Raw genomic sequence first — 20,636 nt, forward strand, 5'->3', positions numbered from 1 at the left:
GAGCCGGATGCTGGGAGGATGGAGACATGGCGTCATCTCCCCTCGGTCGGCCGACCCGCGGCACGACGGGGACGAACCGACTGCGGCGCAACGATCGCTGGATCGCGGCGAGCGACGCCCTGCGACGCGTCCGACCCGCTGGTCGTCGACCTCGGCTACGGCGCGAGCGGCGTCACCGTTTTCGAGCTCGCGACTCGACTCGTGCGAGTGCGGGACGACGTCGAGGTGCATGGCCTCGAGATCGACACCGCACGAGTGGCCACCGCCGACGCGCAGTTGGCCGAGGTGCGGGCTGGACGCACGCCGTTCGCGTCAGACCTCCCGGTGTCGTTCGCCCGCGGCGGGTTCGAGGTGCCGCTTCCCGCAGGACGCGAAGCCGCCGTCATCCGCGCCATGAACGTGCTGCGGCAGTACGACGAGCAGGATGTGCCCGATGCCTGGTCCCGCATGGCGGGCAGGCTCGCCCCCGGCGGTCTCCTGTTCGAGGGCACCTGCGACGAGATCGGCCGCGTCTCGAGCTGGATCGACGTCGACGCGCACGCCGTCCCCCTGCGCTTCACGATCTCCCTGCGGCTCGCCGATCTCGAACGGCCGAGCATCGTCGCGGAACGCCTGCCGAAGGCGCTGATCCACCGCAACGTGACCGGAGAGCGGATACACGCCCTGCTCGTCGATCTCGATCGCGAATGGGATCGCGCGGCGCCGCTGTCGACGTTCGGGGCCACTCAGCGGTTCCTCGCAGCGGTGACCGCCCTGCGCGATCAGGGGTGGCCGGTGCGCGGCGGGCGGAGTCGCTGGCGCCTGGGCGAACTCACGCTGCCCTGGGAAGCGGTCGCTCCCGCTCCGTCTGACCTCAGCTGACGCCGGAGCTGCGAGGGTCCGGTGCGGAGGGACGCCGGGAGAGCCGGGTCAGGCGCGGGATGTCCGCTGTGGCTCCCGCATCCGCGGGGACGATGACCTGCTGGGACGCCGCGATGTCGACGCCCTCGGACCGCACTACCAGATCGCCGACCGGTGCGCGCCGCGACAGGATCGCCAGAGCGATGGGGCCGTCCTCGTGGTGACGGGCCACGGAGGTGAGGCGACCCACCTCGTCGTCCCCCGCGAACACCGGGTCACCCGGCTGCGGGAGCACGGCATCGCTCCCGTCGAGATGGAGGGCGGCGAGGCGACGCGGCGGATGCCCGAGGTTGTGCACCTTGGCGACGGTCTCCTGCCCGCGGTAGCACCCCTTGTTCAGATGAACCGCGCTGCGGATCCAGTCCGACTCGTGAGGGAGCGAGCGATCGTCGACCTCGGCGGCCCAGCGCGGACGCCACGCGGCGATCCGCAGCGCCTCCGCGGCGAGGATCCCGGCGAGGGCATCGCGATCGACTGCCGCCGCCAGAGCATCCGCCGACGCAGCGGTCAGCACCGCGACGCGCCAGGCGTAGTCGGCGCCGGGGTGCTCGGCGACCTCGGAGTACTGGTGTCCTCCGACGCTGATCCGCTGCCACGGATCCGCCCACACGAGAGGGACGCCGTTCGGGGCGAACGCGGCTGCGGAGGCCGTCGCTGCGATCGAGCCGGCGTCCAGGAAGCCGACCAGCTCGAGATCGGCGCGGACATCGACCGTCGCCTGCGTACGGAACTTCATGCGGGTCAGCCACGCGGCGAGCGCCTCGGCGTCTCCTGCATCGGCGATGAGCCAGGTCGAGGCCCCATCGTCGAGCACTCCGGCGGCGTGCTCGACGCGTCCCTGCGGATCGAGCACCAACAGCTCGGTGCTCTCACCCGGCGCGAGGCGCCCGACGGCCTGCGAGGTGATCGAGTCGAGCCAGATCAACCGCTCGGGGCCGGCGACCTCGATCACCGTGCGGTCGCCCAGGGGCGCGAGCGCGGCACCCTCGGCGAGACGGCGCTGCTCGCGGAAGGCGTCGCCGAAATGCGCGATCACCTCGCCGTCGGAGATCGCACCGTGCAGGGCGCCGAAACCGCCCACGTCACACCTTCGCCAGTCGCGCCGACGCGTGCGAGCGCAACGGGGTGCCGAGCGCGGCGATGTCCCACGCCCACAGCAGATGCCCGTCGACGAGTCCGTACATCCGCGACGACGCGGTGTGCACCTTCGCCCCCGCACTGCGGACGACGGCATCGGAGCCGATGTCGATGCGGGGGCCGTTGATCTCGCCGATGTACAGCTCCAGAGCGCCGTCGGCGTGCGCGAGGGACACCTCGATCGGGAAGCCGCCGCTCGGCGCGCGCAGTGTCTCGACGTCATCGACCGTGCGTCGCACAGCCGGCGCCGTCGGCGGGAGCAGCGCCGGGCCGGGATCCGCGGCCGTCGCAGGGCGGGCGAGTCGCCAGAAGCCCGTCTCTGCGAGCAGTGCCGTCGCCGGGGCGCCATCCTCGGAGAGGAACGTGGCCGTGCCCGAATAGTTCAGGAAGGGCCCGCCGTCGTGGCTGAAGCTGACGCGGTGCGTGAACTCGCCCTGCAGACGTTCGTCGCCGACGGGGTAGTCGATGACTCCGGTCCCCTCCCACACGCCGATCAACCACGCGAACGGCGCGAGGTCGGCGGGGAGGTCGGTGGGAAGTTCGATCACGATCGCGTCAGCGCTGGCCGCGGAAGAGGTTGCGGAGCACCACTGCCGAGACGAAAACGATAGCGAGGCTCGCGAGGCCCAGCAGGCCGATGAAGAAGATTTCGAGCGCCATGAGGTCCATGCGATCCACCTTACCGCGCCGCGCCGAGGTCAGGTCGGGATCAGCGCGGCGACGCCGAAGCCCACGGAGATGACGCCCATCAGCAGCAGAGCGCCGACGACGCTGCTCGCCACGCGGAAGATGAAGCCCTGCGTTCGCCCGTACCAGAGCTGCACGGCGAAGGACAGCAGCACGACACCGCCGAAGCCGACCAGCATCCACGGGACGCGCCACTCCTCCGGCACGAAGATCCCGATCGCCACGGTCGCGACGAACGCCGCCGCCCACACGACGATCACACCGACGAACGCGTTGCGCGGTGCGAGTGCTGGTTCCGTCATGACACCATTGTTGCGCATCCGCTCCCGGTATCATGGCGGCACGGCGTCGATCCCACGTCGGTGAGGAGTGCGCGTGGCCCTGGTCCTGGTTCTGACCAATGCTCCGCTCTCGGAGCAGGTCCTGCCCGCTCTGGAGCTGCTGAGCCATAAGGCGCGCCAGATTCCGGCTGAGCCTGCGCAACTGGTCAACGCCCCCGACTACGACGTCGTCATGGTCGACGGGCGCCACGACCTGGTCGCGGCGAAGTCGCTCTGCCGTCTTCTGCGCGCGACAGGTCAGGATGCGCCGCTGCTGCTCGTCGTCACAGAGGGAGGCATGAGCGCCCTCTCCGGCGACTGGGGGATCGACGACGTGCTGCTCGTGACCGCGGGGCCCGCCGAGATCGACGCGCGTCTCCGGTTGGCGCTGGCTCGACGCGACGAGGTCGCCGAGCCCGCACGCGTGCAGGCATCCGGCGTCACGATCGACGAGCAGTCCTACTCCGCGAAGCTGCGCGGCAGGCCGTTGGACCTCACGTACAAGGAGTTCCAGCTGCTGCACTTCCTCGCCACCCACCCTTCACGCGTGTTCACGCGGGAGCAGCTGCTGAGCGAGGTCTGGGGCTACGACTACTTCGGCGGCACCCGCACGGTCGACGTGCACGTACGACGGCTCAGGGCGAAGCTCGGCGACCAGGAGCAGATCATCGGCACCGTGCGCAATGTCGGCTACCGCTTCAACGTCAACGAGGACGACAGCGTCGTCGCGGCCCGGTGAGAGGGAGCGCTCGTTCACACGGGCGTCACCTGGCGGTGCTTAGATGTACCCCATGATCGATCCCGCACTCGCCGACGCCGGCCTCGGTGACGCCGAAGACGACGACTTCGACGCCATCGAGTCGCCCGACTCCCAGCTTCCCGACCATCGCTACCTGGATCGCGAGCTGAGCTGGCTCGCGTTCAACCAGCGCGTGCTGGAACTCGCCGAGGATCCGTCGCTGCCCGAGCTCGAGCGGGCGAACTTCCTGGCGATCTTCGCCAGCAACCTCGACGAGTTCTTCATGGTGCGCGTCGCCGGACTCAAGCGACGCATCATGACGGGTCTCGCCGTGCCGACGAACATCGGCCGCTCCCCTGTCGACGCGCTCGCCGACATCTCGCGCGAGGCGCACGCGCTCCAGCTTCGCCACGCCGACGCGTGGAACACCCTCGTGCGCCCCGCCCTCGCCGATTCCGGCATCGAGATCACCGACTGGTCCGAACTCACCGACGAGGAGCGATCCGGGCTGTCCGACTATTTCCAGGCCCAGGTGTTCCCGGTCCTCATGCCACTCGCCGTCGATCCTGCGCACCCGTTCCCGTACATCTCCGGCCTGTCGCTGAACCTCGCGATCCGCATCCGCAACGCCCGCACCGGCCGGCAGGAGTTCGCACGTCTCAAGGTTCCGCCGATGCTCCCCCGCTTCGTGGAGGTTCCCGGTGGCGGCGAGATCAAGCGCTTCCTGCGCCTCGAGGAACTCATCGCGAACCACCTCGGCGACCTGTTCCCGGGCATGGAGGTGCTCGACCACCACGCGTTCCGCCTCACCCGGAACGAAGACGTCGAGATCGAGGAAGACGAGAGCGAGAACCTGATCCAGGCGCTCGAGGCCGAACTGCTGCGTCGCCGCTTCGGTCCGCCGATCCGCCTCGAGATCACCGACGACATGGACGATGTCACGATGGATCTCCTGGTCCGCGAACTCGACATCACCGACCTCGAGGTCTACCGCCTCCCTGGTCCGCTCGACCTCCGAGGCCTGTTCGACCTCTCGCGCATCGACCGCCCCGACCTGCGCTACCCGCCCCATCTGCCCACCACCGCCGTGGCGTTCCAGCCCGCCGGTTCGAGCACGCGCGCCGACATCTTCAAGGCGATCCGCAAGTCGGACGTGCTCGTGCACCACCCGTACGAGTCGTTCACGACCAGCGTGCAGGCGTTCCTCGAGCAGGCTGCACGCGACCCGCACGTGCTCGCGATCAAGCAGACGCTGTACCGCACCTCGGGTGACAGCCCCATCGTGCAGGCTCTGATCGACGCTGCCGAAGCCGGAAAGCAGGTGCTCGCCCTCGTCGAGGTGAAGGCCCGGTTCGACGAGGCCAACAACATCGTGTGGGCGCGCAAGCTCGAGAAGGCCGGCGTGCACGTGGTCTACGGTCTCGTCGGGCTCAAGACGCACTGCAAGCTCGCCCTCGTGATCCGCGAGGAAGACGGGATGCTGCGCCACTACTCACACGTCGGCACCGGCAACTACAACCCCAAGACCAGCCGCATCTACGAAGACTTCGGGCTGTTCACCGCCGACGCACAGGTCGGGAAGGACCTGACGCGACTGTTCAACGAGCTCAGCGGCTACGCGATCGAGAAGAAATTCAAGCGGCTTCTCGTCGCCCCGCTCCACCTCCGCAAGGGACTCATCCGGCAGATCGACGCCGAACGCAAGAACGCGGAGGCCGGGACCCCCGCGCACATCCGCATCAAGGTGAACTCGATGGTCGACGAGGAGATCATCGACGCGCTCTACCGCGCCAGCGCGGCCGGAGTGAAGGTCGACGTCTGGGTCCGCGGCATCTGCAGTCTGCGCACCGACCTGGAGGGCATCAGCGACAACATCACCGTGCGCAGCATCCTCGGCCGGTACCTCGAGCATTCGCGCATCTTCGCCTTCGAGAACGGCGGCGACCCGCAGGTGTACATCGGCAGCGCCGACATGATGCACCGCAACCTCGACCGCCGCGTCGAGGCGCTCGTGCGGGTCACCGACCCCGCTCACCTCAAGGAGCTGCAGACGTTCTTCGACCTGGCCATGGACGCAGGGACCACGTCGTGGCACCTCGGCGCCGGCGGCGTCTGGGAACGCCACGCCGTCGACGCGGAGGGGAAGCCCCTGATCGACCTGCAGGATAAGACCATGGGGTTGATCCAGCGGCGTCGTCGCGCGCGGGCGGTGCGATGACCGGGCGGCAGCTGCAGCTCCCGCCAGACGCCGTCACGACGGCGAAGTGGGCGGAGAAGGCCGTGTACGCCGCGGGTGCCGTGGTCTGGCGCATCGTCGACGGCAAGCTCCGGATCCTCCTCATCCACCGCACGAAGTACCGCGACGTCACGCTGCCCAAGGGCAAGGTCGATCCCGGCGAGATGCTCGCCGAGACGGCCGTGCGCGAGGTGCACGAGGAGACCGGCATCCGGGTCTCGCTCGGCGTTCCGGTCGGTGTGAGTCGGTATCACCTGGCGTCGCAGAAGCAGAAGATCGTGCATTACTGGGCAGCCGAGGCGACGGAAGAGGCGATCCGCGCGTCGACGTTCGTGCCGAACCGCGAGATCGCAGCGGTCGAATGGGTCAGCGTCAAGAAGGCCCGTTCGCGTCTGAGCTACCCCGTGGATCTCGAGATCCTGGACTTCTTCTCGAACCTCGTGGACGACGGCGTGCTCCGCACCTTCCCCGTGATCGCGCTCCGGCATGCGAAGGCGCTCTCGCGATCGAGTTGGGACCGTGCGGATGCGGCGCGACCACTGACCGAGCGCGGACGTACGCAGGCCAAGTCCATCGTCGGACCGCTGCGCGCCTTCGGCGTGCGCAAGATCGTCACCAGCGATGCCGTCCGCTGCGTGGAGACCATCACCCCGCTGGCCAAGGCACTCGCGCGCAAGCCCGTGAAGACCGAGAAGATCAGTCAGGATGCGTGGGAGGACGGCACCGCCGATCTCCGCGCGGTCGTGGGTCGACGCGTACGCTCCGGGAAGCCGGCGGTGCTGTGCAGCCACGGCCCCGTGCTCCCCGGCCTGCTGTCGGAGATCGCTCTGGCCACCGGCACCCTCCACGGGTCCTACCTCGGAAGCGCGGCGGACCTCGAACCCGCCGCCTTCTCTGTCGTGCACCTCTCGGCCACGAATCCCGGCTCCGGCATCATCGCGATCGAGACGCACATCCCCAAGGTCTGACGACCCCCGGATTCTCGCGGGAGCACCCCAGAGAGTCGCTCGTCGTTCACCTGCCGTTCACCTGCTCGGGAGAGTCTCGTTAACCGTCGCCCATAGCGTCACTGTGTGCCCTGCACCGGGCCCCACCCATCCAAGATCGAAGGATCCACAGTGAAGATCTCCCGAATCGCACGAATCGGCGCCATCGGCGCCGTCGCCGCTCTCGCTCTCGCCGGCTGCGCCGCGAACGAAGGCGGCACCGGTTCCACCGAAGCTCCCACCTCCGATGTCGCCGCCGTCAGCGGCTCCCTGGTCGGCGCTGGTGCGTCGTCGCAGCAGGTCGCCATCCAGGCATGGACCGCCGAGTTCCAGAAGACCAACCCCGACGCCCAGGTCGAGTACGACCCGCAGGGTTCGGGCGGCGGCCGTGAGTCGTTCCAGCAGGGCGCGGTCAACTTCGCCGGTTCCGACCGTGCGTTCAAGACCGACGAGATCGCCGCGGGCGGCTTCGGCGCGTGCGTCGACGGCTCCGACCTGATCGAGGTCCCCGCCTACGTGTCCCCGATCGCCATCGTCTTCTCGCTCGACGGCGTGGACGAACTGAACCTCGACGCCGCGACCATCGCGTCGATCTTCGCCGGCAAGATCACCAACTGGAACGACCCGGCGATCGCGAAGGACAACCCCGACGCCACGCTCCCCGACCTCGCCATCACGCCCGTGCACCGCTCGGACAAGTCGGGCACCACCGGCAACTTCACCGACTACCTCGCGCAGACCGCGGGTGACGTGTGGACGGCAGGCAGCGTCGAGGAGTGGCCGGCCGACCTCGGCGGCGAGTCCGCGGAGAAGACGTCCGGCGTCGCCAACGCCGTCAAGGGCGGACAGGGCCTCATCGGCTACATCGACTCCTCGCAGGCCGCGGACTTCTCGGCCGTCAACGTCAAGGTCGGCGACAACTTCGTGCCGCACTCGGCCGAGGGCGCCGCTGCCGCGCTCGACGCCTCGAAGATCGAGGACGGCCGCACCGACGGCGACCTCGCCTTCGCGATCGACCGCACCACGACCGCCGACGGCGCGTACCCGGTGCTGCTCGTCAGCTACCTCATCGGCTGCGCCGAGTACGAGGACGAGAACATCGCCGCGCTGACCAAGGCGTTCTTCACCACGGCGATCAGCGCCGAGGGCCAGGACGTCGCCGCGACCAACGCGGGCAGCGCCCCGATCTCGGACGACCTGCGCACGCAGGCCCAGGCTGCGATCGACCTCATCAAGTGAGTCAGTGACGGTCTCCGGGATGCCATGCGGCATCCCGGAGACCGTCTGCTCGCGTCAGACACCCGATCTCCACTGAGCAGGAAGCAGCTCCCATGACAGCCACGACCTCGCCGGCGTCGACGCGCATCGTCGCGAAGAAGCGCGCCGGCGACCTCTGGTTCTCCGGCACGGCGGTCGCCGCCGGATCCATGATCATGATCACGCTGGCCGCGGTCGCGATCTTCCTCATCGTGCAGTCCATACCGGCATTCACCGCAACGTCGGAAGATGCCTCCCTGCTCAAGACCAACTTCTGGGACTACGTCGGCCCGCTGCTTTTCGGCACCGTCTGGGCCGCGTTCCTCGCGCTGCTTCTCGCGGTGCCGCTGTCGCTCGGGGTCGCGCTCTTCATCACCCACTACGCCCCCCGCCGCCTCGCGCAGGGCCTGGGTTACATCGTCGACCTGCTGGCCGCCGTCCCCTCGGTCGTGTTCGGCCTCTGGGGCATCCTGGTCCTGGCGCCGGCCGTCCAGCCGATCTACGTCTGGCTGAACACGAACGCCTCATGGATCCCGCTCTTCGGCGGTGTCGTCTCACCCACCGGGCGCACGATCCTCACCGCCGCCATGGTGCTCGCGGTCATGGTCGTCCCGATCATCACGGCCATCTGCCGCGAGATCTTCCTGCAGACCCCTCGCCTCCACGAAGAGGCGGCCCTCGCGCTCGGCGCCACCCGCTGGGAGATGGTGCGCATGGCCGTGCTGCCCTTCGGCCGCTCCGGCATCGTCTCCGCCTCCATGCTGGGCCTCGGCCGAGCACTCGGAGAGACCATGGCCGTCGCGATGGTCCTCTCGGTGAGCAAGGCCGTGACCTTCGAACTGCTCACCTCGACGAACCCCTCCACGATCGCAGCGAACATCGCGCTGACGTTCCCCGAGGCCTATCAGGTCAACATCAACATCCTCATCGCGACCGGTCTGATCCTGTTCGTCGTGACGTTCGCGGTGAACGCTCTCGCACGCTGGTTCGTGAACCGCCGCAAGGAATTCTCGGGAGCGAACTGACATGACCGTTACCGCCCCCGAATCGGCCCGCACGGCCAGCGCCGCACCTTCGAGCCTGTCGCTCAGCTCGGGGCACCTCCCCCGCTGGGCACCCTGGGCGCTCCTCGCGGTCTCGCTGCTGATCGGCTTCACGCCGTTCGCCCTGGAATCCCTGGCCAGCGGCACCGACCTCAACATCGCGGGCTCCGTGGTCCTCGGCGCCGTCATCTACCTCGTGCTCATCTACGTGATGTCGCGCATCATCGAGGGCTCCCGGAAGGCGCTCGACCGCCTGGTCACGGGTATCGTCACCTCGGCGTTCGCGATCGCGATGGTGCCCCTCGTCTCGGTCGCCATCACGGTGGTCGCCAACGGCGTCGCCCGCTTCGACGGACTGTTCTTCTCGTCCTCGATGCGCGGCGTCCTCGGCGAGGGCGGAGGCGCCCTGCACGCCATCATCGGCACGCTGCTGGTGACGCTCGCCGCGGCGATCATCTCGATCCCGATCGGCCTGATGACGGCGGTCTACCTGGTCGAGTACGGCAAGGGCGGGCGCATGGCCCGCACCATCACGTTCCTCGTCGACGTGATGACGGGCATCCCGTCGATCGTCGCCGGTCTGTTCGCCTACGCGGTGTTCGCCCTCATCTTCGGCCCTGGCGTCCGCATGGGCATCGCGGGGTCCGTGGCCCTCGCCGTGCTCATGATCCCGGTCGTCGTGCGGTCGACCGAGGAGATGCTGCGCCTCGTCCCGAACGAGCTGCGTGAGGCCTCATACGCCCTCGGTGTGCCGAAGTGGCTCACGATCGTCAAGGTGGTCCTTCCGACCTCGATCGCCGGCATCACGACGGGTGTGATGCTCGCCATCTCCCGCGTGATCGGCGAGACCGCCCCGCTGCTCCTCACGGCCGGCTTCACCGACGCCATGAACTACAACCTCTTCAGCGGCCGCATGCAGACCCTCCCCGTGTTCACGTACTCGCAGTACGCGTACCAGGGCATCCCCGCGGAGGCATACGTGGAGCGGGCATGGGCAGCCGCCCTGACGCTCATCATCATCGTCATGCTGCTCAACCTGATCGCGCGCCTCGTCGCGAAGATCTTCGCCCCCAAGACCGGCCGCTGAGCCCTCACCCGACAAGCAAGGAACAGCAGTGTCCAAGAGCATCGAAGTCAACGACCTGAACGTCTACTACAGCGACTTCCTCGCTGTGGAGGGCGTCTCCCTCGACATCCAGCCGCGCAGCGTCACGGCCTTCATCGGCCCTTCCGGCTGCGGCAAGTCCACGTTCCTGCGCACGCTCAACCGCATGCACGAGGTCATCCCCGGGGCCCGCGTCGAGGGCGAGGTGCTTCTCGACGGCAAGGACCTCTACGGCCCCGGGATCGACCCTGTGCTCGTGCGCCGTCAGGTGGGCATGGTGTTCCAGCGCCCGAACCCGTTCCCGACGATGTCGATCAAGGAGAACGTGCTCGCGGGTGTGAAGCTCAACAACAGCCGCATGTCGAAGAGCGATCAGGACGCCCTGGTCGAGAAGTCGCTCACCGGCGCGAACCTGTGGAACGAGGTCAAGGACCGCCTCGACAAGCCGGGCTCCGGCCTCTCCGGCGGCCAGCAGCAGCGTCTGTGCATCGCTCGCGCCATCGCCGTGTCGCCGCAGGTGCTGCTGATGGACGAGCCCTGCTCTGCCCTCGACCCCATCTCGACCTATGCGATCGAGGAGCTGATCGGCGAGCTCAAGAACGAGTTCACGATCGTGATCGTCACGCACAACATGCAGCAGGCGAGCCGTGTCTCCGACAAGACCGCGTTCTTCAACATCGCCGGCACCGGAAAGCCCGGCAAGCTCATCGAGTACGACGACACGACCAGCATCTTCACGACGCCGAGCGTCCAGGCCACGGAGGACTACGTCTCCGGACGCTTCGGGTGACCACTGTGCCGGAAGCGGCGCCCTTTTCGGCAGCACACGCGGCCGCTGCCCGGCCGGTGCGGATGGCTAGGCTGGATGGAACGCACATGCCGGATCCCTGTCCCTCGCAGCGAGGCGTCGGCCCGGCGCTCTGAGAAGGAGTCACCATGAAGGCTGTCCGGTTCACTGCTTGGAAGACGTTCCCCTCGATCGAGGAGGTGCCGCGACCTGTCCCCGGTCCCGGCGAGGTGCTGCTCAAGATCGCCGGTGCGGGTGCGTGCCACTCCGATGTGGCCGTGTTCGAGCAGTTCGACGAGAGCATGGGCGAGCAGCTCGCTCCGGCCTACACGCTCGGGCACGAGAACTCGGGGTGGATCGAAGAGGTCGGCCCCGGGGTGACCGGCGTGAAGGTGGGGGACGCCTTCCTGTCGTACGGTCCGATCGGCTGCCAGCACTGTCCGGCCTGCTCCCGCGGACAGGACACGTACTGCTACAACGCCGCGACCCAGCCCTACCTCGCCACCGGCCTCGGCCGCGACGGCGGGATGGCCGAGTACATGACGGTTCCGGCGCGCAACCTCGTTCCGCTCGGAGACGCGGACCCCATCACGGCGGCACCGCTCTCCGATGCCGGGCTCACGCCGTACCACGCGATCAAGCTCGCCCTCCCGAAACTGGCCGGTGGCGGGAAGTCCGCCCTGGTGATCGGACTCGGCGGACTCGGGCAGATCGCCGTCCAGATCCTCGCAGCCCTGACGGGCGCCGACATCTACGCCACCGACATGAAGCCCGAGGCGATGGCCGAGGCGCAGAAGTCGGGCGCCATCCCGATCGAGGGCGGCGAGGGACAGGCGGAGCGGATCCGGGAGGCGACGGGGGTCAGGGCGTCGACGCGGTGTTCGACTTCGTCGGCGTGACGCCGACGATCAAACTCGCACAGCAGGTCGTGGCTCGCCGCGGTCGCATCACGGTCGTCGGCGTCGCCGGAGGCCCCACCGACTGGAGCTTCTACACCAACCCGTACGAGGCGGAGCTGACGAACACCTACTGGGGGACGATCGAGGAGCTCTACGAGGTCGTCGACCTGTACCGCAGCGGGAAGATCACGCCGCAGATCAAGACCTACCCGATGAGCCAGGCGCTGGACGCGTACCGCGATCTGCACGACGGAAAGCTCAGCGGACGCGCTGTCGTCACCCCGCACGCGTGAACGCCGCGGGCCGGAGCCGGAAGAGCTCCGGCCCGCTCGGCGAGGTCGCAGAGCGTACGGGCTTCAGTCGCGGGGCGAGAGCAGGTAGGCGTTGAGCTCGTCCGTCAGCGACACGTCCACGGAGAGGGAGGCGCCGTCGATCGCCGTGATCGCCGCGGCGAGGCGCACACTGGATACCAGCCAGGCGGCATCCGCGCGAGGCAGGTCGGACGCGGGGATGCGTTCGTAGTCCGTCTCGAAGCCCTGGGCCGCGAGGTGCTCGTAGACGCTCAGCTGGGTGGTGCCGTGCAGGATGCCGCCGTTCGGCGCCGGGGTCACGAAGCGGTCGCCGAAGCGGAGGATGAGCGATGCGGTCGGCGCCTCGAGCACGAAGCCGTCGCTCGAGAGGAAGATCGCATCGTCGGCGCCGCGGCGGTGGGCCTCCCGCAGAGCGGCCATGTTCACCGCGTAGGACAGCGTCTTGGCGCCCAGCAGCAGCCACGGCGCCCGCTCGGCCGCCCCGAGGTCGTATCCGCGGTCGAGCGTGACCACGCGCACCCCGTTCGCGCGTACCGCCGAGAAGTCGGCGGCGGGCGCAGCCGTCACCCATGCGGTCGGCGTGGGACCGTGCTCGACACCGCGACTAAGGATCAGCTTGATCACGGACTCCCCCGCCCCGAGCTGTGCGGCCGCACGCTCGACAGCCTGCCGCCACTGCATGAGGTTCGGAACGGGCAGATCGCACAGACGGGCGGAGTGCGCGAGGCGCTCCAGGTGCGGAACGACCTCCTGCGCGTGCCCGTCGATGACGCCGATCGACTCGAACACGCCGTCTCCGCGCTGTGTGCTCAGCTCTCCCACGCTCAGCGCGGGCGCTGCCGCATCCACCTGCGTGAAGGTGTCGCCGTAGTCGGAGCGCTGCTCGTCGGCAGCGACGGGATCGATCATGAGTGCGAAGCGCCCGGTCATGGTCCGAGCCTAGAGGGCGGGAATACCTCGGGCCTCATCGCGTTACAATGGAACGGCCGGGCCGCATAACCCCGGGCTCCATTTTTTGCCGCTTCGAGCGGCCTTCCGCCGAGAGGCGTTCTTGCGGCCCGGTCTTTCTCTGTCCGGGCCGCCTCCGCGCCGCGGCGCGACGCCTCAGGCGAGGGCGCCCATGCGCCACAGCACCGCAGCCGCCGTCAGGTCCTGGGCATAGCTGCTCAGTCGAAGAGCGCGTCTGGTCAGCTCGCTGGCACGCGCCGGTTCGGTCTGCTCGTAGTCGTCTGCCGTGTGCGTGGCCCCCGAGGCCTGCACCCGACAGAACGCCCCGGCGCGGTCCAGCGCGACCGCGAAGTCGCCGCGGAACGCCCCGCGCAGAATCGTGTCGATGAGTGCGACGAGTTCGTCCGGGCTCGCCGGTACCGGGGCACCCGCGATCACGACGTCGGCCGAGGGCAGTTCGACCCGCCCGCGGTCGTAGAGCAGTGCTGCGGTGCGAGGGTCGGCGTGGATCGCCAGCTGCAGCACGTACAGACGCCACAGCGCGCCGGGCAGCGTGCGCGACGGCGCCTTCGACCACAACTCGGCGATCTCGTCTATGCCGTGCTCGGCGGTGAAGGCGACGAGACGTTCTGCGCTCGCCCCCGCTCTCGTCTGCGCGCACGCGGGTCAGCAGAGCCGATGCGGTGGCGTGCGCGACCCGCGTCTCCTCGGCGGGATCGTGCGCGCCGACGATGTTCTCGAACGCGGCGGTCGGTCGACGCACAGGGCGGTGGTGCTGCTCGGGCATCCCTCCAGGGTACGCGCGATCGGCGACACTCAGGCCGTGGGGATCACGATCACCGGGTCTGTGGTGGGCTGCCCGGTCGGCGATCCCCCGGCCTGCTCGACGGTCACAGCGATGGCGTCGCCCGCCTGCATATCACCCGCGAGAAGCGCCGTGGCGTCTCCGCCGTCGACGTCGAACACCCCGGCCGAGACGGGAGCGTCTCCGCGCACGAACCAGAGCTCGTAGGTCTCGCCCTCCGCCGGTGTCGGGATGCCGTCTGCGACGAGCACCGCCTTGCCGACCGAGGCCGACCAGTGCGCCGTCGCGGTTCCTCCGTCGTCGAGGGCGACCGTGGCCTGCTCGGCATCTCCCGCCGCCTCGATCTCCTGCAGCGCCACGACGCTCGCTGGACGGTTGAGCTGATCGTTCAGGGCGACCGCGCCGACTCCCACCCCGACCAGGACGGCGAGGCATGCGGCGAGCGCGAACACCGCGCGCACCCACCGCCGCGGTTTCGCCGGCGTCGGGTCGTGCGCGACCTCTGCGGACCCGGCGGACGGCACGTCTTCGGCGGACGGCGCGTCCGGCGAAGTGCGCACCGGGGCGGCGGCATCGCTCCGTCCGGCGTCATCCGGTCCCGCGACCTCGTTCTGCGGCGTCAGGGCGATCTGCGCGAGCAGCGCCGACCGGATGCTCGCGGGAGGATCGACGGTCGCCGTGGTCTCGGCGAGCATGCCTGCCGATGCGGCGTCCGCGTCGACGATCGTCTGCCACTCCGGGTGCTCGAGGAGGGCAGCGCGGAAACGTCGCTCGTCTTCTGCGGTGAGCGTGTGCAGGGCGGCGCCTGCCGCGAGCTCTGCGAAGTCCTTCTCGTTCATGCCGTCACCCCCATCGCCGTGCGCAGTCGGGTGAGCCCGTCTCGCATCCGTGTCTTTATGGTCCCCAGCGGCGCACCCACGAGGGCCGCGATCTCGTTCTGACTGTAACCGCCGTAATACGCCAGGACGAGCGCTTCGCGCTGCACCTCAGGAAGCTCCGAGAGTGCGCCGACGACCTTCTCGCCTTCGATCCCCAATTCCACCTGCTCTGCGACGCTGTCGTGAGCCACGCCGATGTCCTTGAACCCGGCGCGCACATCACGGTCGGCGCTCGACTGCGAAGCCCGCACCCGGTCGACGGCCCGACGATGCGCGATCGTCATGACCCATGCTCGTCCCTGACCTCTGTTCGGAGCGAAGCGGGAAGCGGATTGCCAGATCTCCAGAAAGACCTCCTGAAGCACCTCTTCGCTCTGTGCGCGGTTCACCAGGACGCGGAGGATGAGGCCGAACGCGCGGGGAGAGAGGGCATCGTAGAGATCCGCGAAGGCAGCCTGGTCACCGCCGGCGACGCGCACGAGGAGGTCGCCGACAGCATCCTGCGTCGCGCCGTCCTCCGGGACGTCCATTCCGTCGATGACCATCTCCACAAGCATGCCGTATCTCCTCTCCGTTCCCGCGCAGACGTCACCCGAACGTGAAGGAATAGACCTCGACACCGGGAGGCACATCGAGTGTGAGCGTGCCTTCGGCGATGTCGTCCTGCTTCACGAGTTCGTACGACCGCGGAGTCCCGTCGACCGCCACGGTCTCGGACGAGCCGTCGTCGCGGCGGACCACGATGTCGCCCGACCCGGCCACCACGATCCGCACTTCGGCGGCGTGGTACTCGAGGCTGATCTCTCCCGCGTCCCCCTCCGGCGTCGCATACTGCGTCTCGATGGTCCAGTCGCCGTCCAGCGCGAAGCTGTCCGCCGGCTGATCCTTCGGGAATTCGTACGTGTTCGTGCCCCGGCGGTACTCGCCGTCTCCGCCGTAGTTCACGTCCTTCGAGGAGCCGAGGAACGTCTCCCTGGTGGTCGATCCCACATCCGGGGTGTCATCCTCGACATCGGTGGCCGCCGGCAGCTGCACCCCGGGATCGGCGTCTTTCAGCAACTCCCGGATCATGGACTCGGTTGCGGCGTAGTTGCCCTCACCGAAGGAGATGTGCCGGACGGTGCCCTCCGCGTCGATCAGGTAGTGCGCAGGCCAGTACCGGTTGCGGTAGTTCGTCCACGTCGACAGGTTGTTGTCGAGGGCGACGGGATACTCGATGCCGAAATCGCGTGCCCCGGCCGCCACGTTCCCCGGGTTCTTCTCGAAGGCGTACTCCGGAGAGTGGATGCCGATCACCTGGAGACCCGCATCGCGATAGGTCTCATCCCAGGCGACGACGTGCGGGATCGACCGCTGGCAGTTGATGCACGAGTACGCCCAGAAGTCGATCAGCACCACCTGGCCGCGCAGGTCCTTCAGGTCGAGGGCCTCCCCGTCGGGGGTGTTGAGCCATTCCTGGATGCCCTTGATCGAGGGGGCGGTCCCGCAGGACTCGAGTTCCTCGGCGCCGTTGGTGCACTTGTCGAGGTCCTTGTTCTCCTCGTTCACGAGTCCGCCCAGATCGAGGGCGTCCTGCACCTGTTCGGAATCGGCGATCTGCTCCTGCAGCGGAGCCGTGTAGTCGGGCAGCAGCCGCTGCAGTGCCTGCGGCACGTTGAACACCAGACCGACGGCGAGCGCGATCATGGCGATGCCCGCGGCGATGCGCAGCCCGCGCTCCTTCGACCGGAACGAGCGGATGCGCTCCACGACGCTGCGGCCCGCGAGCGCGAAGATCAGCAGGGGAACGGCGACCCCGATCGCGAACGACACCGTCAGCAGCACGGTTCCGATGCCGATCTGCCCGGTGGACCCTGCGACGATGATGGCGGCCAGCACCGGGCCGGCGCACGGCACGAAGACCGCTCCGAGGGCGAGTCCGACCCCGAAGCCGCTCCCCCGGTTCTTCACCTCGCGCTGGCCGAACCGCTGGAACGGGCGCTCGAGGATGTGCTGGAACCTCGGCACGATGAGACCGACTCCGATGATGACGAGCACCGCGATGCCGACCCATCGGATGATGTCCTGCGGCAGATTCAGCAGCCCGAGGAGCAGGGAGCCACCCAGGGTCACGAGCGTGAAGCTCAGCACGAGGCCCGCGATCACGAAGTACGGTCTGCTCCGCCGTGCCGGCACCACTTCGTCGTCGTACTTCGCGGACTGTGCGCCTCCGGTGAGGAAGATCACGGGAAGCACGGGCAGGATGCACGGCGAGATGCCGGTGATGAGCCCGCCGAGCAGGCCGATGATGATCAGGTCCATGAGGTCCCCACTTCTGTCAGGACCTGTTCGCTCCGGGGGCGTGAACGGATTGGATCCGGGCGCTCCGGAACTTTTCTGAGATTTCTCCCATCCGATCCGGAGGGGGTTCCGAACAGCACTCGACGCCACGGAGAGGCCGTGGCTCAGTTCTGAAGGAGCTCGACATGTTCAGCACCAAGAAGAAGGTCACCGCAGCAGTCACTCTCGGACTGGCGAGCGCGTTCCTGCTCTCCGCCTGTTCGATGGGCAGCGGCAGCACCACGGAGGAGTCCACCGAGCCCAAGGCACCGGAGACGTCGGAGTCGACGCCGATGGAGATGGACCCGGCGGCGAACCTCGTCGGTCCCGGATGCGCCGCGTACGCGGACGCCGTGCCGGACGGCGCAGGATCGATCCAGGGCATGTCCCAGGATCCCGTCGCCGTCGCCGCGTCCAACAACCCGCTGCTGACGACGCTGGTCGCCGCGGTGAGCGGACAGCTCAACCCGGATGTCAACCTCGTCGACACGCTCAACGGCGACGAGTTCACGGTGTTCGCACCCGTGGATGACGCCTTCGCGAAGATCGACCCGGCGACCATCGAGGCGCTCAAGACCGACAGCGCGACGCTCAGCTCGATCCTGACGTACCACGTGGTTCCCGGCCAGATCGAGCCCGCCGACATCGAGGGCATGCACACGACCGTTCAGGGTGCAGACCTCGAGGTCACCGGCAGCGGTGACGAGTGGATGGTCAACGACGCCAACATCGTCTGCGGTGGAGTCCAGACCGCGAACGCGACCGTGTACCTGATCGACACGGTCCTCATGCCCCCGGCTGAGTAAGCACGGGATGGCCGGGAGGAGGACCCGGTAGGCACCCTTCGCGGGGAGCAGGGGGAGGATCCCCCGTGAAGGAGTGGGGCCGTCGGCGGACATGGATCGCTGACGGCCCCTCGTCGTGCGCACTAGACTGGACGCAGGGGCCTCTAGCTCAGTCGGCAGAGCATCGGACTTTTAATCCGCGGGTCGTGGGTTCGAGCCCCACGGGGCCCACCGCACACGCCGCCTCGCGGCGTCCGTCTCAGGATTCGCCGTCGTGCGTGCCCGCGAGGAGCTCATCGCGGATCTCCGCCACACCGCTCGGCAGCGACTCGCCCTCGAGCTCGAACACCGGCGCGTCCGGCGTCCCGCCGATCGCGCACACCGCGACCGTGTCCTGATCGTCCAGCGTCTTCGGGATCACGACGAACCAGAGCGACTTCTCTCCCAGGTACTCGGTCGTCGCCATGTCGCTGAAGTACGTCGCATCCGGTGCGAGCGGCCTGGTCTTGTCCGTGCAGAGCGTGACGAGCTCGGCGCCGGTGAATTCTGCGCCCGTCTCGACAGGGTCGGGCGTCGCGGAAGACGACGACGACGGCGAAGGGGACGGCGACGGCGAGTTCGACGTCTCGACCGGCGTGGGGCTCGGTGCGGGCTCGGGAGCACAGCCCGCGAGCAGGATGAGCGCCGGCAGAAGGACGAGAGCAGGACGAAGACGCATGTCTGGATGCTATCGACCCGGTACCGGTTTCGCGGTCGCGCACTCCGACGCATCGCGGTTCTCCTGTATCACCGCCGTGGCGCAGCGACCACCCCCTTCCGCACCGCGTTCCCCCGCGAGAGAGTCGAAGCGTCCCCGAACGGCGGACGACTCTCGACGAAAGGACGATCCATGACTCTCACCGGCAGCCGCGTGGCATTCCTGGCGACGGACGGATTCGAGGACAGCGAGCTCACCAGCCCGTGGGATGCGGTCACCGCCGAAGGCGCGAGTGCGACGCTGATCGCTCCCGCAGGAGCCGCGATCACCGGCAAGAACGGCCATGAGCAGGCCGTCGATCTGCTCTCCGCCGACACGACGGCCGACCAGTTCGACGCGCTCGTGCTCCCCGGCGGTGTCGTCAACGCCGACCACCTGCGCCTCGACGAGCCGTCGATCGCACTGGCCCGTTCGTTCTTCGAGCAGCACAAGCCCGTCGGCGTCATCTGTCACGGCGCCTGGATCCTGATCGAGGCCGGCGTCGTCGACGGCCGCACCCTCACGAGCTACCCCAGCCTGACCACCGATCTCCGCAATGCGGGCGCGACCTGGGTCGATGAAGAGGTCGTCGTCGATGAGGGCCTGGTCTCGAGCCGCACTCCCGACGATCTGCCCGCCTTCAACGCGAAGCTCGTGGAGGAGATCGGCGAGGGGAAGCACTCCGGCCAGACGGCCTGAGGAGATCGTCCTCTCGGGCGCTCAGCCTCGGGCGCGGTGGCGACGCACGGCAGCACGGTTGGCGCAGCGCACGGAGCAGAAGCGCTGCCGGCCGTTCCGTGTCACGTCGGCGACGACGTTGGTGCACGGAGCGGCCTGGCAGCGCCCGAGCCTGCCCATCCCCCGCGTGACGAGGTGCAGCGAAGTACCGAGGCTGATGATGGCGCGGAGCACGTACGGCAGCGAGGGCACGTCGTCGCGGTAGTGCAGGTGCCAGCCCTCGCCGTCGTGGTTGGTCAGTCGCGGGTATGCGGCGGCGATCGCCAATTGCGCGTTCAACAGCACGGCCCGCGCGTCGGGGTCGGGTTCGTCGACGATGGCGAGCCAGTCGTCGACGACCGCCCTGACCTTCGCGTGATCGTCTGCGGCGGGCGGGAAGGTCTGCGTCATGCCCAGTTCGAGCGTGCGTTGCTCGATCCCCGCGCGGTCGGTCGGCCAGTCGTTGGCCAGAGACGCCGCCAGCAGTACCGCATATTCGCCGTAAGGGTTGAGATGCATAAGACCATTACATCACGCTGGATGCATGAGCTCCCTCGACACGCTCCCGATCCCCCGCGTCCCGCTGACCCCGGAGACGCATGAACACGCGTGGTACACCGAGTCACGGCATCCCACGAGTGACGGCACCGTCCTCTACGTGCGCTGCGGGGAATGCGGCTCCCGCCGCGTCGACCTGCAGGCGCATCCGCACACGCCGCCGGTCGCCGTGAGCGGGGACCTCGGACGCCCGCGCAGCTGACCTCTCGCCTCCACGATCTCGCCGTTGCGCGGCACCCACGATTCGCCGCCGCGCCGCGAGGGTTCACCCGGTCAGGTCGATGAGTCGGCGGGTCGTGCGGAGATTGCGGGCGGTCCCCGCGACGGCGAGAGCGCGATCGAGCACGGTCTTCGTGAGTCTCGTGGAGTGCACGCCACCCTGTCCGTAGTCGATCCACAGGTCGTTCCCGATCAGAGCGAGGCGCTCCGCTGGCCGACGTCGCTGCTCCAGGGCCTCCACCGCGCCCGGCGTCGGAGGCCCCG

General features: G+C 68.7%; 20 protein-coding genes, 1 tRNA gene and 3 pseudogenes. 13 read left to right on the plus strand and 11 right to left on the minus strand.

The genetic code is table 11. The features are described from left to right. Positions 1-26: 26 nt before the first annotated feature. Positions 27-861, plus strand: a pseudogene (locus G4G29_RS14900) (class I SAM-dependent methyltransferase). On the opposite strand, the gene G4G29_RS14905 reads toward G4G29_RS14900, so the two are convergent. The 3 genes from G4G29_RS14905 to G4G29_RS14915 all read right to left on the minus strand — a co-directional run bounded on the left by G4G29_RS14905 (position 854) and on the right by G4G29_RS14915 (position 3,026). After that, complete coding sequence (locus tag G4G29_RS14905) at positions 854-1,981, minus strand: folate-binding protein YgfZ (RefSeq protein ID WP_183150662.1); 1,128 nt, start codon at positions 1,979-1,981, stop codon at positions 854-856. The pseudogene G4G29_RS14900 and the gene G4G29_RS14905 overlap by 8 nt on opposite strands. A gap of 1 nt (position 1,982) precedes the next feature. After that, a complete protein-coding gene (locus G4G29_RS14910) occupies positions 1,983-2,585 on the minus strand; it encodes an FABP family protein (protein WP_183150663.1) in 603 nt (200 codons plus the stop codon). 150 nt (positions 2,586-2,735) lie between these two features. Next, positions 2,736-3,026, minus strand: a complete 291-nt coding sequence (locus tag G4G29_RS14915) for a hypothetical protein (protein WP_183150664.1) — start codon at positions 3,024-3,026, stop codon at positions 2,736-2,738. Between the two features lie 73 nt (positions 3,027-3,099). Here G4G29_RS14915 and G4G29_RS14920 point away from each other — a divergent pair, with 73 nt between their 5' ends. The 8 genes and pseudogenes from G4G29_RS14920 (at position 3,100) to G4G29_RS14955 (ending at position 12,389) form a co-directional block, all read left to right on the plus strand. Beyond that, on the plus strand, positions 3,100-3,783 hold the full coding sequence (locus G4G29_RS14920; RefSeq protein WP_183150665.1) for a response regulator transcription factor: 684 nt from the start codon (positions 3,100-3,102) through the stop codon (positions 3,781-3,783). A 52-nt stretch (positions 3,784-3,835) separates the two neighbouring features. Continuing rightward, the gene (locus G4G29_RS14925) at positions 3,836-6,001 is read left to right on the plus strand and encodes an RNA degradosome polyphosphate kinase (protein WP_183150666.1); all 2,166 of its coding nucleotides are present in this window, start codon (positions 3,836-3,838) and stop codon (positions 5,999-6,001) included. Continuing rightward, positions 5,998-6,987: an NUDIX hydrolase gene (locus G4G29_RS14930; RefSeq protein ID WP_183150667.1), complete on the plus strand. Its 990-nt coding sequence runs from the start codon at positions 5,998-6,000 to the stop codon at positions 6,985-6,987. The genes G4G29_RS14925 and G4G29_RS14930 overlap by 4 nt, the downstream gene beginning before the upstream one ends. Positions 6,988-7,137: 150 nt before the next feature. Beyond that, the gene (gene pstS / locus G4G29_RS14935; RefSeq protein WP_183150668.1) at positions 7,138-8,244 is read left to right on the plus strand and encodes a phosphate ABC transporter substrate-binding protein PstS; all 1,107 of its coding nucleotides are present in this window, start codon (positions 7,138-7,140) and stop codon (positions 8,242-8,244) included. Between the two features lie 92 nt (positions 8,245-8,336). After that, positions 8,337-9,287 carry a phosphate ABC transporter permease subunit PstC gene (gene pstC, locus G4G29_RS14940; RefSeq protein ID WP_183150669.1) on the plus strand — a complete coding sequence of 317 codons (951 nt, stop codon included), beginning with the start codon at positions 8,337-8,339 and terminating at the stop codon, positions 9,285-9,287. 1 nt (position 9,288) lies between these two features. Continuing rightward, a complete protein-coding gene (gene pstA, locus G4G29_RS14945) occupies positions 9,289-10,392 on the plus strand; it encodes a phosphate ABC transporter permease PstA (protein ID WP_183150670.1) in 1,104 nt (367 codons plus the stop codon). 28 nt (positions 10,393-10,420) lie between these two features. Continuing rightward, the gene (gene pstB / locus G4G29_RS14950; protein ID WP_028503355.1) at positions 10,421-11,200 is read left to right on the plus strand and encodes a phosphate ABC transporter ATP-binding protein PstB; all 780 of its coding nucleotides are present in this window, start codon (positions 10,421-10,423) and stop codon (positions 11,198-11,200) included. A gap of 146 nt (positions 11,201-11,346) precedes the next feature. After that, positions 11,347-12,389 (plus strand): annotated as a pseudogene (locus G4G29_RS14955) (NAD(P)-dependent alcohol dehydrogenase). Between the two features lie 63 nt (positions 12,390-12,452). On the opposite strand, the gene G4G29_RS14960 reads toward G4G29_RS14955, so the two are convergent. The 5 genes and pseudogenes from G4G29_RS14960 to G4G29_RS14980 form a co-directional block, all read right to left on the minus strand. Next, positions 12,453-13,337 (minus strand): aminodeoxychorismate lyase, encoded by an 885-nt coding sequence (locus G4G29_RS14960; protein WP_183150671.1) that lies wholly within the window; start codon positions 13,335-13,337, stop codon positions 12,453-12,455. A 174-nt stretch (positions 13,338-13,511) separates the two neighbouring features. Beyond that, positions 13,512-14,142 (minus strand): annotated as a pseudogene (locus G4G29_RS14965) (DNA-directed RNA polymerase subunit beta). A gap of 29 nt (positions 14,143-14,171) precedes the next feature. After that, positions 14,172-14,999 carry an anti-sigma factor gene (locus G4G29_RS14970; protein WP_183150672.1) on the minus strand — a complete coding sequence of 276 codons (828 nt, stop codon included), beginning with the start codon at positions 14,997-14,999 and terminating at the stop codon, positions 14,172-14,174. Then, entirely contained in the window at positions 14,996-15,595 is a 600-nt protein-coding gene (gene sigK / locus G4G29_RS14975; protein ID WP_183150673.1) for an ECF RNA polymerase sigma factor SigK, read from the minus strand. The genes G4G29_RS14970 and sigK overlap by 4 nt, the downstream gene beginning before the upstream one ends. A gap of 31 nt (positions 15,596-15,626) precedes the next feature. After that, complete coding sequence (locus G4G29_RS14980; protein WP_183150674.1) at positions 15,627-17,339, minus strand: cytochrome c biogenesis protein DipZ; 1,713 nt, start codon at positions 17,337-17,339, stop codon at positions 15,627-15,629. Positions 17,340-17,503: 164 nt separating this feature from the next. Here G4G29_RS14980 and G4G29_RS14985 point away from each other — a divergent pair, with 164 nt between their 5' ends. Then, positions 17,504-18,163, plus strand: a complete 660-nt coding sequence (locus G4G29_RS14985; protein ID WP_183150675.1) for a fasciclin domain-containing protein — start codon at positions 17,504-17,506, stop codon at positions 18,161-18,163. A gap of 137 nt (positions 18,164-18,300) precedes the next feature. Continuing rightward, positions 18,301-18,373 (plus strand) — tRNA-Lys (locus tag G4G29_RS14990). Between the two features lie 28 nt (positions 18,374-18,401). On the opposite strand, the gene G4G29_RS14995 is transcribed toward G4G29_RS14990, so the two are convergent. After that, positions 18,402-18,860 carry a hypothetical protein gene (locus G4G29_RS14995; protein ID WP_183150676.1) on the minus strand — a complete coding sequence of 153 codons (459 nt, stop codon included), beginning with the start codon at positions 18,858-18,860 and terminating at the stop codon, positions 18,402-18,404. Between the two features lie 171 nt (positions 18,861-19,031). Here G4G29_RS14995 and G4G29_RS15000 point away from each other — a divergent pair, with 171 nt between their 5' ends. After that, positions 19,032-19,577, plus strand: a complete 546-nt coding sequence (locus G4G29_RS15000; protein WP_183150677.1) for a type 1 glutamine amidotransferase domain-containing protein — start codon at positions 19,032-19,034, stop codon at positions 19,575-19,577. A gap of 21 nt (positions 19,578-19,598) precedes the next feature. On the opposite strand, the gene G4G29_RS15005 is transcribed toward G4G29_RS15000, so the two are convergent. Beyond that, positions 19,599-20,114: a CGNR zinc finger domain-containing protein gene (locus G4G29_RS15005; RefSeq protein WP_183150678.1), complete on the minus strand. Its 516-nt coding sequence runs from the start codon at positions 20,112-20,114 to the stop codon at positions 19,599-19,601. A 25-nt stretch (positions 20,115-20,139) separates the two neighbouring features. On the opposite strand from G4G29_RS15005, the gene G4G29_RS15010 reads away from it, so the two are divergent. Continuing rightward, positions 20,140-20,355: a hypothetical protein gene (locus tag G4G29_RS15010; RefSeq protein ID WP_183150679.1), complete on the plus strand. Its 216-nt coding sequence runs from the start codon at positions 20,140-20,142 to the stop codon at positions 20,353-20,355. Between the two features lie 63 nt (positions 20,356-20,418). Here G4G29_RS15010 and G4G29_RS22450 read toward each other — a convergent pair whose 3' ends face one another. Continuing rightward, on the minus strand, positions 20,419-20,613 hold the full coding sequence (locus tag G4G29_RS22450; RefSeq protein ID WP_244632061.1) for a hypothetical protein: 195 nt from the start codon (positions 20,611-20,613) through the stop codon (positions 20,419-20,421). Between the last annotated feature and the right edge of the window lie 23 nt (positions 20,614-20,636).

Source organism: Microbacterium sp. Se63.02b (genome assembly GCF_014171575.1).
GTDB lineage: Bacteria > Actinomycetota > Actinomycetes > Actinomycetales > Microbacteriaceae > Microbacterium.

Coding starts and splice junctions, on each gene's coding strand:
- G4G29_RS14915 (WP_183150664.1), bottom strand. CDS start 3,026: ATGACGGAACCAGCACTCGCACCGCGCAACGCGTTCGTCGGTGTGATC.
- G4G29_RS14925 (WP_183150666.1), top strand. CDS start 3,836: ATGATCGATCCCGCACTCGCCGACGCCGGCCTCGGTGACGCCGAAGAC.
- G4G29_RS14930 (WP_183150667.1), top strand. CDS start 5,998: ATGACCGGGCGGCAGCTGCAGCTCCCGCCAGACGCCGTCACGACGGCG.
- pstC (WP_183150669.1), top strand. CDS start 8,337: ATGACAGCCACGACCTCGCCGGCGTCGACGCGCATCGTCGCGAAGAAG.
- pstA (WP_183150670.1), top strand. CDS start 9,289: ATGACCGTTACCGCCCCCGAATCGGCCCGCACGGCCAGCGCCGCACCT.
- G4G29_RS14960 (WP_183150671.1), bottom strand. CDS start 13,337: ATGACCGGGCGCTTCGCACTCATGATCGATCCCGTCGCTGCCGACGAG.
- G4G29_RS14970 (WP_183150672.1), bottom strand. CDS start 14,999: ATGAACGAGAAGGACTTCGCAGAGCTCGCGGCAGGCGCCGCCCTGCAC.
- sigK (WP_183150673.1), bottom strand. CDS start 15,595: ATGCTTGTGGAGATGGTCATCGACGGAATGGACGTCCCGGAGGACGGC.
- G4G29_RS14980 (WP_183150674.1), bottom strand. CDS start 17,339: ATGGACCTGATCATCATCGGCCTGCTCGGCGGGCTCATCACCGGCATC.
- G4G29_RS14985 (WP_183150675.1), top strand. CDS start 17,504: ATGTTCAGCACCAAGAAGAAGGTCACCGCAGCAGTCACTCTCGGACTG.
- G4G29_RS14995 (WP_183150676.1), bottom strand. CDS start 18,860: ATGCGTCTTCGTCCTGCTCTCGTCCTTCTGCCGGCGCTCATCCTGCTC.
- G4G29_RS15000 (WP_183150677.1), top strand. CDS start 19,032: ATGACTCTCACCGGCAGCCGCGTGGCATTCCTGGCGACGGACGGATTC.
- G4G29_RS15005 (WP_183150678.1), bottom strand. CDS start 20,114: ATGCATCTCAACCCTTACGGCGAATATGCGGTACTGCTGGCGGCGTCT.
- G4G29_RS15010 (WP_183150679.1), top strand. CDS start 20,140: ATGAGCTCCCTCGACACGCTCCCGATCCCCCGCGTCCCGCTGACCCCG.